The organism is Burkholderia sp. WP9, assembly GCF_900104795.1.
Lineage (GTDB): Bacteria > Pseudomonadota > Gammaproteobacteria > Burkholderiales > Burkholderiaceae > Paraburkholderia.
In genome coordinates this window covers 28976-41868 of the sequence record NZ_FNTG01000005.1, presented here as the reverse complement: position 1 = coordinate 41868, position 12893 = coordinate 28976, and the positions used below count along the sequence as shown (strand labels likewise).

At 60.4% G+C, this 12893-nt stretch carries 17 protein-coding genes; 2 read left to right on the top strand and 15 right to left on the bottom strand.

The window, feature by feature from the left end:
* Window positions 1-20: 20 nt before the first annotated feature.
* The 4 genes from BLW71_RS39710 to virB11 are packed head-to-tail and all read right to left on the bottom strand — an operon-like array spanning window position 21 to window position 2769.
* Complete coding sequence (locus tag BLW71_RS39710; protein WP_143048469.1) at window positions 21-668, bottom strand: hypothetical protein; 648 nt, start codon at window positions 666-668, stop codon at window positions 21-23.
* Window positions 665-1012 carry a hypothetical protein gene (locus BLW71_RS39705; protein WP_091810206.1) on the bottom strand — a complete coding sequence of 116 codons (348 nt, stop codon included), beginning with the start codon at window positions 1010-1012 and terminating at the stop codon, window positions 665-667. Before BLW71_RS39705 ends, BLW71_RS39710 begins: the two co-directional genes overlap by 4 nt.
* Window positions 1002-1727, bottom strand: coding sequence for a lytic transglycosylase domain-containing protein (locus tag BLW71_RS39700; RefSeq protein ID WP_286162299.1), 726 nt, complete (start codon window positions 1725-1727; stop codon window positions 1002-1004). Before BLW71_RS39700 ends, BLW71_RS39705 begins: the two co-directional genes overlap by 11 nt.
* Window positions 1728-1758: 31 nt before the next feature.
* Window positions 1759-2769 (bottom strand): P-type DNA transfer ATPase VirB11, encoded by a 1011-nt coding sequence (virB11, locus tag BLW71_RS39695; RefSeq protein WP_091810201.1) that lies wholly within the window; start codon window positions 2767-2769, stop codon window positions 1759-1761.
* Here virB11 and BLW71_RS41415 point away from each other — a divergent pair.
* Window positions 2744-3061 carry a hypothetical protein gene (locus tag BLW71_RS41415; RefSeq protein WP_143048468.1) on the top strand — a complete coding sequence of 106 codons (318 nt, stop codon included), beginning with the start codon at window positions 2744-2746 and terminating at the stop codon, window positions 3059-3061. The genes virB11 and BLW71_RS41415 overlap by 26 nt on opposite strands.
* On the opposite strand, the gene BLW71_RS39685 is transcribed toward BLW71_RS41415, so the two are convergent.
* The 11 genes from BLW71_RS39685 to BLW71_RS39630 all read right to left on the bottom strand — a co-directional run bounded on the left by BLW71_RS39685 (window position 3031) and on the right by BLW71_RS39630 (window position 12099).
* Window positions 3031-4284, bottom strand: coding sequence for a TraB/TrbI/VirB10 family type IV secretion system protein (locus tag BLW71_RS39685; protein ID WP_091810195.1), 1254 nt, complete (start codon window positions 4282-4284; stop codon window positions 3031-3033). The genes BLW71_RS41415 and BLW71_RS39685 overlap by 31 nt on opposite strands.
* Complete coding sequence (locus tag BLW71_RS39680) at window positions 4281-5057, bottom strand: TrbG/VirB9 family P-type conjugative transfer protein (protein WP_091810192.1); 777 nt, start codon at window positions 5055-5057, stop codon at window positions 4281-4283. The genes BLW71_RS39685 and BLW71_RS39680 overlap by 4 nt, the downstream gene beginning before the upstream one ends.
* 17 nt (window positions 5058-5074) lie before the next feature.
* A complete protein-coding gene (locus tag BLW71_RS39675) occupies window positions 5075-5485 on the bottom strand; it encodes a TrbG/VirB9 family P-type conjugative transfer protein (protein ID WP_091810191.1) in 411 nt (136 codons plus the stop codon).
* Between the two features lies 1 nt (window position 5486).
* Entirely contained in the window at window positions 5487-6194 is a 708-nt protein-coding gene (locus BLW71_RS39670; protein ID WP_091810190.1) for a VirB8 family type IV secretion system protein, read from the bottom strand.
* Window positions 6188-7279 carry a TrbL/VirB6 family protein gene (locus tag BLW71_RS39665; RefSeq protein ID WP_091810189.1) on the bottom strand — a complete coding sequence of 364 codons (1092 nt, stop codon included), beginning with the start codon at window positions 7277-7279 and terminating at the stop codon, window positions 6188-6190. Before BLW71_RS39665 ends, BLW71_RS39670 begins: the two co-directional genes overlap by 7 nt.
* A gap of 1 nt (window position 7280) precedes the next feature.
* Window positions 7281-7589: an EexN family lipoprotein gene (locus BLW71_RS39660; protein ID WP_091810188.1), complete on the bottom strand. Its 309-nt coding sequence runs from the start codon at window positions 7587-7589 to the stop codon at window positions 7281-7283.
* 186 nt (window positions 7590-7775) lie between these two features.
* On the bottom strand, window positions 7776-8426 hold the full coding sequence (locus tag BLW71_RS39655; RefSeq protein WP_091810187.1) for a TrbJ/VirB5 family protein: 651 nt from the start codon (window positions 8424-8426) through the stop codon (window positions 7776-7778).
* A complete protein-coding gene (locus BLW71_RS39650; protein ID WP_091810186.1) occupies window positions 8423-8659 on the bottom strand; it encodes a DUF3717 domain-containing protein in 237 nt (78 codons plus the stop codon). The genes BLW71_RS39655 and BLW71_RS39650 overlap by 4 nt, the downstream gene beginning before the upstream one ends.
* Window positions 8660-8915: 256 nt before the next feature.
* On the bottom strand, window positions 8916-11435 hold the full coding sequence (locus tag BLW71_RS39640) for a VirB4 family type IV secretion/conjugal transfer ATPase (protein ID WP_091810184.1): 2520 nt from the start codon (window positions 11433-11435) through the stop codon (window positions 8916-8918).
* Window positions 11422-11706 (bottom strand): VirB3 family type IV secretion system protein, encoded by a 285-nt coding sequence (locus BLW71_RS39635; protein ID WP_091810183.1) that lies wholly within the window; start codon window positions 11704-11706, stop codon window positions 11422-11424. The genes BLW71_RS39640 and BLW71_RS39635 overlap by 14 nt, the downstream gene beginning before the upstream one ends.
* Window positions 11707-11715: 9 nt before the next feature.
* On the bottom strand, window positions 11716-12099 hold the full coding sequence (locus BLW71_RS39630; RefSeq protein WP_091810181.1) for a mating pair formation protein: 384 nt from the start codon (window positions 12097-12099) through the stop codon (window positions 11716-11718).
* A gap of 433 nt (window positions 12100-12532) precedes the next feature.
* Here BLW71_RS39630 and BLW71_RS39620 point away from each other — a divergent pair, with 433 nt between their 5' ends.
* Window positions 12533-12823, top strand: a complete 291-nt coding sequence (locus BLW71_RS39620) for an Arc family DNA-binding protein (RefSeq protein WP_091810177.1) — start codon at window positions 12533-12535, stop codon at window positions 12821-12823.
* Window positions 12824-12893 lie beyond the last annotated feature (70 nt).

Genomic DNA, 12893 nt, shown 5'->3' with positions numbered 1-12893 from the left:
AAGTCATCCCCGCCACCCTGTTAGTAATGAATTCGTGTCTGGAACTGGCCGGCCTCGTACACGTCGACCGCGTTCGGCGATTGCGGCTGTTGCCAGACGATGTGGTCATACACCGCGACGGTGACTGGATCGCCGTCGTATCCACCACCGTCACGCCCATTTCGCCAGCTCACCGCTGACGCATCGACCGAAGGATCGCCATACACCTGATACGCACCGACCTGGCTGCCTACACAGGCCTGCGGCCCGTAATACGCGTAACCGCGAGTGAGATCCGCCACCGAAGGCTTCGGCGTTCCGACCAGTGCGAAACCGCTCATGCCGCTGTACGGACGGGCTCCGGCCTTGCGTTGCCCTTCGGCCACCCAGGCGCCAGCCGCCGCGGCCGTCGTGCCAGCAGGGCACGGATCGTAAGGCGTGTTGTTCTGGCGGACGGTCATGTCTGAGTCTTTACACTGCGGCCAGCCGCGGCCGTGGCGGAGATCGTCCATCAGATGATCCATTGCCGGTCCGCAGGTAGTTGGCGCCCACGGCCCGCCATTCGATGAAGGGTTGCCCAGACAGATCACAATGCGACATCCGTAGTCGTCATCGGCACGGGCCATGCCGGCGTGACCACCAGCAGCGAGCACCGACATCACCAGCATCAGCCTGATTCCATTTTTCATAGCCATATCCCACCCCCTTCCAAAATAGGCGCCCTGCGCCCGACCCTCATGGTTCGCCAGGCACTCCACGTGTTGCGCACGGCCAGACCCAGCAAACAGAACGGCGACGCAGCCACCGCACCCAACCACATCAAGGCAAGCACGGGCGGCAGCAGGACCCAGCCGCCGCTCTCCCGCACCAGCCGGGCCATCAGATAAAAGGACATAGGCACCATGAGCGCCGCGAATTGCGCGCCGGCCCCAGGCTGGTGATGCCACCATTGCGACGCCGCCACGCCCGCCGTGACGGCATAGCCGTCCAGCACCAGGGCGGCAGCAAGCATGCGAAACTGGTTACTGGTCATCGACGGCTCCAGACGCCTTTACTGCCTTGCGCGTATCGCTCGCCTGCCCGTTGGCCTGACCGTCTTCGTCGTCGTCCCCATAGGTCGTGAACCAGTCGTCTTTGGCTGCAGACTTTGCGGCGCGCTCCGGCCGTGCCGCCGCGCGTCGTGCGGGTCCACCTGCAGGGCGAACGTCCGGAACAACATCGATTGGCTGCGCCGCCTGCACGCCGGACGCCGGGACGGCAGCCGCCACCTTTTGGGCATAAGCGGCGCCCCGAGTCAGATCGCCGCTGTAATAGCAGGAGAGCGCCGCGCGTACCGCGTCATCAGCCTGCGCAAACTGCGGTTTCGCGCGGGCGTAGCACGCTTTAAGAATCGCGGCGCCGGTCTTTAGGTTCGTGCACGGTTCGAAAATGCTCGCTGTGGTCTGTCCGTAACGCGCCAGATTGTGTACGTTGACCTGCACCAGTCCCATGCTGTAATTCCAGCCTCCGGCGTCGAGCGCCTTGACGGTGGCCAGCGCTTCCGGAAGGTTCTTTGGCTGTCGCGCAAGATGACCACCAACGACGCCGATCGCGAACGGATTGCCGCTGCTCTCGACTGTCGCCACGCGCCCCAACAGCGCGTGATGAACATCAGGGGCGCACTCCTGGGCCAGCGAGACAAAGGGGGCTGCAACCGGTGGGGAAGCACCCTGTATATCCGCGTGTGACGCTTGAGCGGACAGCAGCATCACACCCAGCGCCAGAGGCACGACAAGCGGTTTAATGGGAGACATAGAGCACCTTGCTGATTCCCCGCACCCCATCGTCATAGCGATGCATCTGCACCACGACATCGATGAGACTGCGGGCATAGTCGATAATCTCGGCACGCTGCAAGGTCGAGCCGAAGCGCATAACCATCTGTGCAAGCCGTTCGTACATGTGCTCGGGGCTTGTTGCGTGCAACGTCGTCATCCAGCCGCCGTGACCGGAATTCAGCATTTCGAGCGCGACGTATGCTTCAGCGCCACGCAGTTCGCCCGGAATCACGCGATCAGGCGACAGGCGCAACGACGCTTCCATCAGTTCAACTGGCGTCACATTTGCCGTGCCCTGATTGCCCCGCGAATACAGCAGGTTCACCGTATTGGCCTGCGGAGGCCGCAGCTCGCGCGCGTCTTCAATCGTCACGATCCGCTCAGCCGGCGAGATCTCTTTCAGGAGCATGTTGATGAATTCCGTCTTGCCAGCAAAAGTCGGTGCGCTCACAACGATGTTCTTTTTCGCCTTGACGGCGAGCCGCAGGAAGGCTGGCCAGTTGCCGTCGCGGTATAGCATCGCCAGCTTCCTGCCAGTGTCTTCCGCGTCGGGCAATGGTTCATTGACTCGCCTGAAGGCACCGCTCTCCTCGTAGTACTGCATCGTCAAATCAAGCGTTGACGGTTTGCGGATCGCAATCGCGATCGTGCCGGGCGGCACCGCTGGGGGTTGAACAACCTGGATACGGAAATCGCGATTCCCCGGCCCCGTCAGTTCCGAGGGGATCGAGGCTGCGAGGAGCGGGCGCTTCGCATCCGTCTCCTGGTCGGAGTGATGCGCCACCAGCTCGGCAAAGTCCCGCAATGTGCTTTCGGTCAATACTGGCGTATCCACCCGCTCCATGAAACGCATGCCCTTCCGGCCGGCCCATACGACGCCCGGACCATTCACAGCGATCTCCGAGACATCGACGTCATCAAAGAGCGGACGGATGGACTCAGTGCGGTTGAAGAATGCCGGCACGATCGACATGTCAGCGCCCCCGGATGCGTTCGGCGCGAGCCATCGCGCCGGCCTGCTGCACGGACGGACGATCGAGGCACACCTTCGCATCGAAACACTGGCGGGCAACGGCCTTAAGCTTTGCCTGCGCAAGCATCAGATACCGTCCGTCATCCCGGGCGAAGTCCCTGAATATCTGTGCCTGCAACGCATCGGCAACCGCGTCGTCCAGCTGGCGGCGCAGTTCGCCTGCGGCGACTTCGCATTGAACGTGCGAGATATCCGTTGTCATCATTCCTCCCCGTCGCCCGGTTTGCAGTAGTCGGAGAAATCCAGTTCGTGTTCGACCTGAATGCGCACGCGCGTGCCCTGATCGTTCTTGAGCGTCGGCGGGATGTTGACGTAGCCGCCCAGCAGCTGCTGCGAAGACTGCGCCATCGACTGCTGCACACCCGCGCGGTACATCGCCATCGAGTTGTTCTGGTCTGACGACGACACGCCGTAGGTCGATGAACCCGCGCCGAGCAGCGACAGCGCCGCGCTCATACCGAGGATCTGGCCAACGTGGTTATCAACATCGGCGTCGATGCCCGCCGATCCGAGCTGATCGGCAACCGGTGAGTCGACATGAATCTTGACGCCATCCGGACGCAAGGCGACGGCGCTTGCAATGAAGGTTCGTTCCTGCCCCTTGCGCACAGACGAATTCGGTTTGCCTGTAATGCGCGTGCCCCACGGCAGCAGCGCAATCCTGCCCTGCTCCCCATAACCGTCCCGATCCAGCATGATCGTGATGGAACCTGGCAGGTCCGAGATAATGCGCGGCACCAGGTGGCCCTCGAGGATGGCCCCCGGCTCCATCTTGCATTGCAGGTTGTCGATCTTTTGCGCCTTGACCGTCGAATCGTCGGCGTCCGCAACGCTGCGCGCAAAGGCCGAATTCGGATCATTCGGGCCGTCACCGCCAGAACGGCGTCCCAGTCCTGCCTCACCCTGCTGTGCATCGGCGGAAGCCGCACCTGCATCGTCCGACCCATCGCCCCCCGTGTCTGAACCAAAAAGACCCGACTTCATCCGCGCCTCGTGCATTGCCTCGGCTTTTCTGCGTGCCTGCTCAGCTGCTGCGGCCGCCTGACGTTGACGCTCCGCAGCCCGTCGCGCTTCGTCCGGATCGACGCCCGAGCTTGCCGCTGGTGCCGACGCAGCTGCCGCCATCGACGCCGGAAGTTTCTGCCGGCCAGCATCCAGCGGCGCGGCCTTCGCCGTGTCTTCGTCGATCTTCGGCTTGTCGGAACTGCCCGATGGCGCCGGCGCGTCATGCTTCATCGCGTAGAACCCACCGGCACACAGCAGGAACAGAATCGCGCCGGCGACCGTGAAAAAGGTTTGACGCCGGCCGCGTCCCGGATCGGCCGCGAGCGACGTCTGACGCAGCGCATCAGCTGCGCGCCGGCGCTCGTTCAGGCTGTCGCCTGCATCGCCCGGCTCGCCCCCTGGCTGCCCGATGTCACGAGGCAGATCATTCGGGTTATCAGGCGTATTCAATTTCCGCCTCCCCAGGGTGAGCGCTGCGCCTGTGTCGCCGCACCCTGTTGCGACCGGCTCACACACAAGGTGCGATCGCCATCGCGCAGCGTAAAGCGGTCGGCCATCTGCTCGATCACCAGGTATGGCCCTTCCCTGCGCATGGGCGCAAGCGCCTCGGTGCCGTCCCGGTCAACGACATAAATGCTCGGCTTGGGCTTGCCGATCGTGGTCAGAAAGTAAGTGAACTGCCCGTCGTCAAAAACGCGCTGCAGGCCGAACGAATTTTCGTCACCCGACACCTGATAATTCTTGTTGACCATCCGAGGCTGCGAATAGGATGCGTCGGAGACACCGCCCGAATCGTCGCTCCATCCATCGTTTCCATCTACCGGATAGATAAAGCGCACCGCATAGGTCGCGCGCTCCGGATTCTTCGAACTGGACAGACGAAAGTAATAGACGTGGTTGCTGGTCGTGACCGTCAGATTGGTTCTCGCATCAGGCTCGACCGGTTTGAGCACAAGATGATTGCGAAACTTCAGAACCTGCCAGCCGATCGAATCGCCGATCGCCTTGTTGAGGATCTTTTCCCCAGGCGCAAACTCGATCGTCGTCGCATAACCATAGACACCGGTGATTTCGTACACCTGATTCGGATCGAACTGAAGCTGGCATACCCGGTTATCCGTGATCACGCAGCGTGGATTTTTGGCCGCTTGCGCATTCACACCCATAACGGCGCACGCAATACCCACTGACCATGCCAGCATGCCGTGGCGAATCGTTTTCATGTCGTTCCCTCTCCTGGTTAGTACGCCGAGGGCGTCACGAAATGCACGATATGCGCGGCCTGCAATGCATCGTCAATCGACGCTATCTGCAGGTGGTAAGTGCCGCGCGTCGTCGTGACATTCAGCCCCATCTTTTCGCCCGGCCTGTCGGCCGTCACCTGCAGCGTGTCGCCCGTTCGTTGAACATGAAAGACCGGTGCCGTGCTCTGCGCGATGGCCTTGATGTGTTCGTCGCGCGGAAAGTCAATCGCCAGCAAGGTTCTGTCAGCAACGGTCAGGTCGTAGATCTGGTCCGGCATGTACGGCAGGCGCTGCACATTGCCTTCCGTGCCCCGCAGGACAGGATCAGCCGCGGTTACTGCGTGAGCCACGGCCGACAACGCCACTGCTATCGCTACTGCCGTCAAGGCACCCCTGACTGTTCGCATCTCAACCTCCAGATGGAGCCGGCGCACCCGGCTCGGTGTTTGGCTCGAAGCCGGTCACCATGAAACCCGTCCCGTTGATGTAGCGGTTCTGCGGCGTTAGCGCCTGCTTCACGAAGTCGTAGCGGAACAGCACATGCCAGTACACCGTCTTGTTGTCACCGTTCCCGTCGTTGTAGGTCGTGAAAGTTGCTTCGGCCTTGTGGTCGTCACGGTCGAGAATGCGGATGCGCTGATCCTTCACGCGACGAACCGTCGTCTCCGCGATCGCGTAGTACGGGTTGTCCTTGTTCTTCGCGTCCATCTCGTGATTGAAGCGGTCCGCCACGTCCGATGCTGAATGCAGCCTGACGTAATCAATATGGTCCTGGCGAAACGCGCGATCCAGCGTGTAGCGTTCCGTCACGTAACGGGCAAGTTCGCTCTCGATCACGGCATCCTTCGAGCTGAGCACCGCAGGTGTGCCGATCTCGCTTTTTGCGACGTGGTTGTTTCTGTCAAGAGTCAGCACCACAGGTGGCACATACTCCTGATTGGCCTTGTCGTAGGCCATTGAAGCCAGTGCGAGGCCCGCGATCGGCCACGCTACCAACGCGAGCAGATATGCGCGATTCCGGGATAGGCGAATCGCCTCATAGGATTCGGCTGGCGGTGCGTCAGGCGCTGCCGCCTGACGCACCTTGGAAGATTTCTGGAAAATCGCGCTCACCATTGACCTCCATCAGATGTGCCACTCGACGGCGCTGTGCCGCCAGGGCCGCCCGGTTGACCGGCACCCGATGGGCTCGACATGCTTGAAGGGCTCATAGCACCGCCAGAGGAAAGCGCCCGCTCGATCCGGGCAAGCTGGTTGCCGTGAGCAGTCTGGGTGTTGCTGATACTGTTCAGCGCAGTCGCCGCACCCGGATTTGCGCCGGCGCCGCCTCGCCCACCACCGGAAAACTTCGACATGATCTGGGACATCATGAAGCCGCCGATCATGTCCGCCATGCCGCTGCCGGCAGCGCCGCTCGATGTCAGGGCGGACGCCAGGGGGCGAATAGTGAAGGCCATGAAAAGCGCTATTGCGCCGGCGATAATGATTGCTGCGAACGCATCCTTCGCCGTCATCGCATTGGGATCCATCTTCGAGACAAACTGGTCGGTAATATCGAAGCTGAACTTCACGATGACACCGAGCAGGATGCCGACCAGTGCGAACTTCGCCATCGCTGCAAACCAGCTCATGCCGAATCCGCGCGTGCTGTCCCACATCAACGTCGGCACGAACAAAGGGAAAAGCAGCATCGTGACCGCAAAGCCCATGTCTGACCCAACCTTCAGGACCAGGGCTATCAGGACCATTGCTGAATTGACGATCTGCAACGCCAATCCGAGAAGAACGATGCCAATATTGAGCATCGACTGCTTCATCATCTGGCCCGATGCGTCTGAAAACTTGTTGTAGTCGTTCTCCAGAAATTGCGTCATCGACTGCCCACCCATCAGCGAACTTACGGTGTCGTCGCGCAGCTCCTGGAATGAGTGAAAGATCTGTCCGGCCAGCCCACCCCAGTTCAATGCTGCAAACACGAACATGATCGTGAGCAGCATCCTCACGAGAGGCCACACGTCCGCAGGATCACGCCCGGAATGAACGCGGATCACCTTCACTGCCACCCAGATCATCGCGAGGTACAGCGCGGGTTGCGTGACCGCGTGTCCGAGCACCGGGTAGTTGGTAGACAGAAACGCTTCCGTCCGCGACGGGATGCTGTCGAACAGCGTCTGGATGAATTGATCTACCGGATCGGCCATGTCACTTGCTCGCGCCGAAGAATCTATCGTTAAGCGCCGCGGCCGCCGCCGTGCAATCCCTTGCTTCCGGTGTGTCGGCGCCTATGCCGATACCCTGATTCTTGCAGTCAGCCAGTCGCTGCTTCATCTCGCCCTGGTGTGCGAGGTAATACGCTTCCGTCTTCGGCTCGAACGCCGGCACAGTCTGCGCAGGGGGTTCGACAGTGCGGCCACCCGTGCCACTGGTATGTACGATGTAAACGATCAGGCCACCGCATCCAACGACGGCGATCGCAAGAAGGAACCAACTGAGTTTGCCCGTCCACGTCATATGCCTGCCTCCAGTTTCTTCACCCGTGAGCCAGCAGGCCCACGGTGCACTGTCACGCCTGCTGCCCGATCGGATGAAAATCGCACGCGCACGGCGATTTCGATATCGCGCCGGAATGCGCACAACCGGCGAGACACGTGGCCCCGGCGATCAGAAGGTAAAAAGCGATGTGTCGCATGTAGTTCCTCACTTCGATACGTTCTGAAAAAACTTCGTGCGAGCCGCCGTCGCCTGGTTGCTTTCATTGAGCTGGTTCGCGGTCAGATTCGCATTGATAGCCTGCAATTTCGTTTGGGCGGACTGCGCCATCCCCAACTCGGCCGACATGCGGTTCTGCAGATCGGCTGCATCCTTCACGTTCTGCGTCGTGTCGACCTGTTGCGACAGGTTCTGGAAGTTACGCAGGTGCGTTTGCGACTCGTCGTACAGCGACTCTCCGCCGGCCAGTGCCGAGCGAACCGAGTCGGCACTCATCTTGTAGTTCGCGCCTTCGCCCTGGTCTGCAAAGTCGCCGGGTGACATCGTGTTCATCACCTTTTCATACGTCGCCTGTCGGCTGCCGTAGATACCGCTCTTCTGCTGCGATACAACGTCCTGCCAGCTGCCCGGCACAATGGATGACGCGTCGATTGCATCGGTCAACCCCTGTTCGCCCCGCCCGTACGAACCGGTTACCGCGCCGTATTGCTGCTTGAGCGTGTCGTATTCCTGCTTGAGCTGGGCGAGTTGCGCGGCCAGCGCTGTCCACGTCCCGGCGTCGCCGACCGGGACGCCCGTTGCGAAAGCTGTCGTCGACATGACCATCATTGCGATGGCCGCTACGGATATACCTTTCATTTCCGCACCTCCGCTTCCTGTTGCACGGTTGACATCCGGACGAAGACGCGCAAAGCATCGCGCTGCACGTCGTCGAGTTCGTTATCCGCCACCACGCGATGGTCAACGATCGTCTCCCCATAAAGTCGAGCCAGCGCGCATCCCACGACGCTGCCGGCAAACCCGGCATCCGATGACGCGCGCACACGCCACCAGTGGATCGCCCCTTCTATCTCACCGAGCGTGAACTGCATGCCGCCGCTCGTGGTTGGCCATCCAGTACACCCTGAAGCCTCGCGCCCACGACCACGCATACACAAAACAAAGCGCGAGCACGCCGTACTGCTGCGATTCCCACCCCATCCAGAACCAGAAAGGTTGCCCTGCAAGCCCACAGATGCAGGCCCACCTCCGCCACGGTTCGCGTCGGTCCTGCGATAGGAAAACGCTCGCAGCACCAAGTACACCGATTGCAATCTGTCCGATCACAGGTTCACCCCACGTCTCAAGTCAAACGTTGTACGTCCGTTCAGATAGCGCGCGCGCCATGAACACCGGGACCCATCGGCTCGGGTCCGTTGTGCCCAACTCGGCGCGAACACGATTCATCAACTCAACCGACTTGTCATTCGACGACAGCACGGCCACGAGCTCAGGCATGTCCGACATATCAAACGAGGCGCGCACACTGACTCCACTGCCCTTCTTGATGAGCACCTTGTAGTCCTCCGGCACCGCACGTTCGATAAACTCGAACTCGCTCTGCGAAAAGTCCAGGTTATCGACGTAGTCCCGTCGATCCGCCTTGTCGTTGGCGAAATAAAAGCTCGTTACAGCCTGATTCTTGACGGCCGCCACTGGTCGATAGAGAGCGCTCGGCTCCGGCGTAATGAAGAGCGTCGCGCAGTTGCGCCGGCGGAATGTCTCTCGATATGTCTCGATCTTCCGTTGCCAGAACGGGTTGCGGATCAGCATCTGCGCTTCATCCCACACGATGATTGCGGGTGATCCGTCGAGCGATTGTTCGATACGATGCGTCAGATAGTTGAGCAGGACAGGAAGCTCCGGCTTCGCTTCCTTGTCCCTCATCAGCTCCCGCATCTCGTAGCGGTAGTGACGGTGTGTTGCCACATCGAGCGTGTCATGTTCGTTGTCGAAAACCGCTGCATTCGCGCCATCGCCGTGCCACACGGCAATCGCCCGATACAGATCCGAACTCTTCCCTCCGAAGCGCCAGGCCAGATTCCGCAGGCGACGGTCCTCGACCCGGGTCTTGCTGTCATCGAAGTTGTCCTTGACCGCTGTTGCAATGCGTTCGATGTCATCGACGGTGAGCACATAGCCGTAACACGTCGCCATCATCTGCAGCAGTTCGCGCAGCATCGCGCGATTCTGTTCCGTGTCGGGCATCTTGCAGGGATTGCCAAGGGACCGTGACAGGCTGAGTACGATGTCGGCGCCGCCCATGGCCTGCATGAACACGGCGCTCCCGTTCTCCCGGTCGAACCAGTGCACCCGGGGCTCGAACTTATCGGCTTGGCTGGTGACCATTGCGACAAACAACGTCTTGCCCACCCCCGTTTTCGCGCCGAAATTGCCGTGTGCGGGCACCATCCCCGCACGCTCCTCATGCAGGTTGAGGTAGTAGCCGGTCTGACCTTCCGTCGGCAGAACCATGAGGCATTCCCCCCAAAGGTTCCCGTCGAAGCGTCCCTGTGGAAAGCTGTGCAGCGATGCAAAGGCGGCAAACTGGATCGTCTCGACCTTGCCTATCCGGCCGTTGTGCCGCTTCGTGGCGCCCGGTATCTGCGACCATACGGCACGCTCCATTCCGGTCGTCTCAACAACCGGTTTCACGCCCCAACTCTTGAAACACTCGCCCGTCTTTCCCACGGCATCGTCCAGCGCCTCAAGCGCCTTGAGCGCCGCTTCCTGCGAGCGCCCTTCTACCGGCACGTGAACGAGGACACTCATGTGATGCGTGCCGAGCACGGCCTTCATGGCCGCCTGCCGCATGCGCAGAGCGGTGATTTCCGCCGACATGCCGGCTGTCGTCCGGTCGTGCGACAGCCGGGCTTCGCTGGTCGACGTCGCCATGCTCGCGTCAAGCTTGTCGATCGGGAAAAACTTCTGCGTGACGATCAGTTCGGCGGGCAGCCGCTGGAACCGGTCGGCCATCCCGGCGACAGCGCCATCAGGCCAGCGCGACATGGCGAGCACCTGTCCGATGCGGCGATGATTGAGCCCGTTGACCTCAAAAACGTCTTTCCCCAGGATCGGGTTGCGGCCGAAATGCAGATACGAACTCGCGATCGCCTGGGCCAGGTTGTATGAGTCAGCCAGCACGGGGCCGTCTTCCTGCGTGAGCAGATAGCGCAGGAAACGCGCCATCTCACAACAGGGTCCGATTTCTGTTTCGAGGCGGCCCAGCCGGCGAGGCGCATAGTGCGCCAGGGATTTCATTAGCGAGTTGACCTTCTCTTCAAGGTCACGCGCCTGCCGCGACTCCGTTTCAAGCTTGTCGTTGGCACCGGAGGGATTGAACGCATTGAATACGCGATCGAGCCGCCCCACTACCCCGCTGTAGTGCCGGTAGCGCACGATGGCAATATAGATTTCGTGCTGATACAACGACCGCGTCTGGAAACGCGCTTTCAGTTTTTCATTGAGGAAATTCGGAAACCAGTTCGAATACTTGCCGGCGGGCCACCGGTTGGCCTTGCGCCGGATCTCGTACACGTAGATGCCCACGTTGCTGTCAGCGATCGACTCCAGCGCGGTGTTCCGCTGATGCTTGTACGCATCGACGCCGGTGTCATCGAGCATTTCCGCGTAGAGACCCTGGAGACGCACAATCTGCACCAATCCGCTGTCGAGCGTGCGCAACGTATGGCCGTTGTAGTACGCGTTCAGGCCAAACGGAAGTTCGCGCGAAGCGTGCAGATCAGCCGCATCATCCTTGTCTGACTCGCTCCGCTGAACGAATGGCGACGCGCCAAAATGACGATCAAGAAAGTCACCGAGGGGCATAGGTCTTCGCTCCGCCCCAGTATTTGAGGCTACGTGGCTTCGCCGTCGCACCAAAACTCTGATACGCGACCGAGAACGCGAACATGTCTTTCGCGGTGATCAGATAGGCGCCGATGACCAGGAAGGGCACGGCGAGCATCACCGGCCACCATTTGAGGAACATGAAGACAACCGCGGGCAAGACGAACGAGCCGAGGAACAACTCAGCCAGGCAGCCCCATATCATCCAGGGTTGCACCATGCCTTTCGGGATTTCGTGAACTTCACGCATGAGCTCATCTCAGATCTGCGAGGAAGCGACCGACGCCGCATAGCGGACGATCGACGGGACCGCAAAGAACACAAAGGAGCAGATAACTGCGATCACGGCACCCTTCATCGGAATCCAACCCTTCGGCACCCCGAGTACACAGATGCCGAGAATCGCCATGAAGACATAGGGACCCGCGTCGACGAACAGCCAGCTAACGAAATCGCGAACCAGGCCGGTGCCTGTGCTGTAATCCATCGCATAGGCGTATTCGGGGAACACCGCAGCAATGAACAACAGGGACAGCGTGGCCGCTGACTTTGTTTGCGAGCGCATCAGCGAGGGTGACTTGCTAAACAAGAAGTGCTGAATTGCAGGGGCGAGCGTGACCGCGCCTATAATGGCGGTAGCCATAGTTAGTCCTCACAGGGTTGCGAAATGGTTAGGTTGGTGTCAGTGTTGGTAGCACCGACATCAACCGCTCTTATCGCTCTCCCGGTGCCATCAACAACCTGGCCGGATCGCGATGCGAGCTAAGTTAATCTCCTTCTGACACCTCCTCCTGTCGCGACGTTGGCGACGCCGGCGCATCCGATGCGCATCCCTTGCAGACCGCCTCATCTTCCAGTTCGGCCCGACGAGTACGAAGCTCAACAACCAGCTGCGCATTTTTCGACCGCGCCTCCTGCCTTGCCCGCTCGATGAGCCACTCATTTAGCTCTCGGGGGAGTCGACACTGCGAGCGAACGATGTCACCCATTCCCTCTCCTTTAGTGTTTTTTTGTCACTACTTTATAGTGACACCGTGTCACTATATTCCAACGCCACCATAGTGTCAAATGTCACTATGAAAGACAGCTACCGCTCACAATTCCGGCTACCGTGGTCCCTCTACTACCAGTTGAAGGAATCCGCCACGAAGAATCGGCGCCCACTCAACGCTGAGCTGGTCGCTCGTTTGGAGTCGACCTATCCCGGGCTCAGCGTCCTCGGCGACGATACCGATGTCGACGAAATGCGTGAAACCGTCACTACCATGTCTCTCGCCGAACTCATGACCCCAGACGAGATAACGATGTTCGCCGAACGCATGCTCGCTATTGCCGCACGCAAGCGCACTACCAAGACAACACCGTAGTGACACTTTCCGGCAGATGGTGTGACGAATTCAAGAGGCCCACTTAGCCTTGCTACCGACAGCGTTTTAT

Coding starts and splice junctions, on each gene's coding strand:
- BLW71_RS39710 (WP_143048469.1), bottom strand. CDS start 668: ATGAAAAATGGAATCAGGCTGATGCTGGTGATGTCGGTGCTCGCTGCT.
- BLW71_RS39705 (WP_091810206.1), bottom strand. CDS start 1,012: ATGACCAGTAACCAGTTTCGCATGCTTGCTGCCGCCCTGGTGCTGGAC.
- BLW71_RS39700 (WP_286162299.1), bottom strand. CDS start 1,727: ATGCTGCTGTCCGCTCAAGCGTCACACGCGGATATACAGGGTGCTTCC.
- virB11 (WP_091810201.1), bottom strand. CDS start 2,769: ATGTCGATCGTGCCGGCATTCTTCAACCGCACTGAGTCCATCCGTCCG.
- BLW71_RS39680 (WP_091810192.1), bottom strand. CDS start 5,057: ATGAAAACGATTCGCCACGGCATGCTGGCATGGTCAGTGGGTATTGCG.
- BLW71_RS39675 (WP_091810191.1), bottom strand. CDS start 5,485: ATGCGAACAGTCAGGGGTGCCTTGACGGCAGTAGCGATAGCAGTGGCG.
- BLW71_RS39670 (WP_091810190.1), bottom strand. CDS start 6,194: ATGGTGAGCGCGATTTTCCAGAAATCTTCCAAGGTGCGTCAGGCGGCA.
- BLW71_RS39665 (WP_091810189.1), bottom strand. CDS start 7,279: ATGGCCGATCCGGTAGATCAATTCATCCAGACGCTGTTCGACAGCATC.
- BLW71_RS39660 (WP_091810188.1), bottom strand. CDS start 7,589: ATGACGTGGACGGGCAAACTCAGTTGGTTCCTTCTTGCGATCGCCGTC.
- BLW71_RS39655 (WP_091810187.1), bottom strand. CDS start 8,426: ATGAAAGGTATATCCGTAGCGGCCATCGCAATGATGGTCATGTCGACG.
- BLW71_RS39650 (WP_091810186.1), bottom strand. CDS start 8,659: ATGCAGTTCACGCTCGGTGAGATAGAAGGGGCGATCCACTGGTGGCGT.
- BLW71_RS39640 (WP_091810184.1), bottom strand. CDS start 11,435: ATGCCCCTCGGTGACTTTCTTGATCGTCATTTTGGCGCGTCGCCATTC.
- BLW71_RS39635 (WP_091810183.1), bottom strand. CDS start 11,706: ATGCGTGAAGTTCACGAAATCCCGAAAGGCATGGTGCAACCCTGGATG.
- BLW71_RS39630 (WP_091810181.1), bottom strand. CDS start 12,099: ATGGCTACCGCCATTATAGGCGCGGTCACGCTCGCCCCTGCAATTCAG.
- BLW71_RS39620 (WP_091810177.1), top strand. CDS start 12,533: ATGAAAGACAGCTACCGCTCACAATTCCGGCTACCGTGGTCCCTCTAC.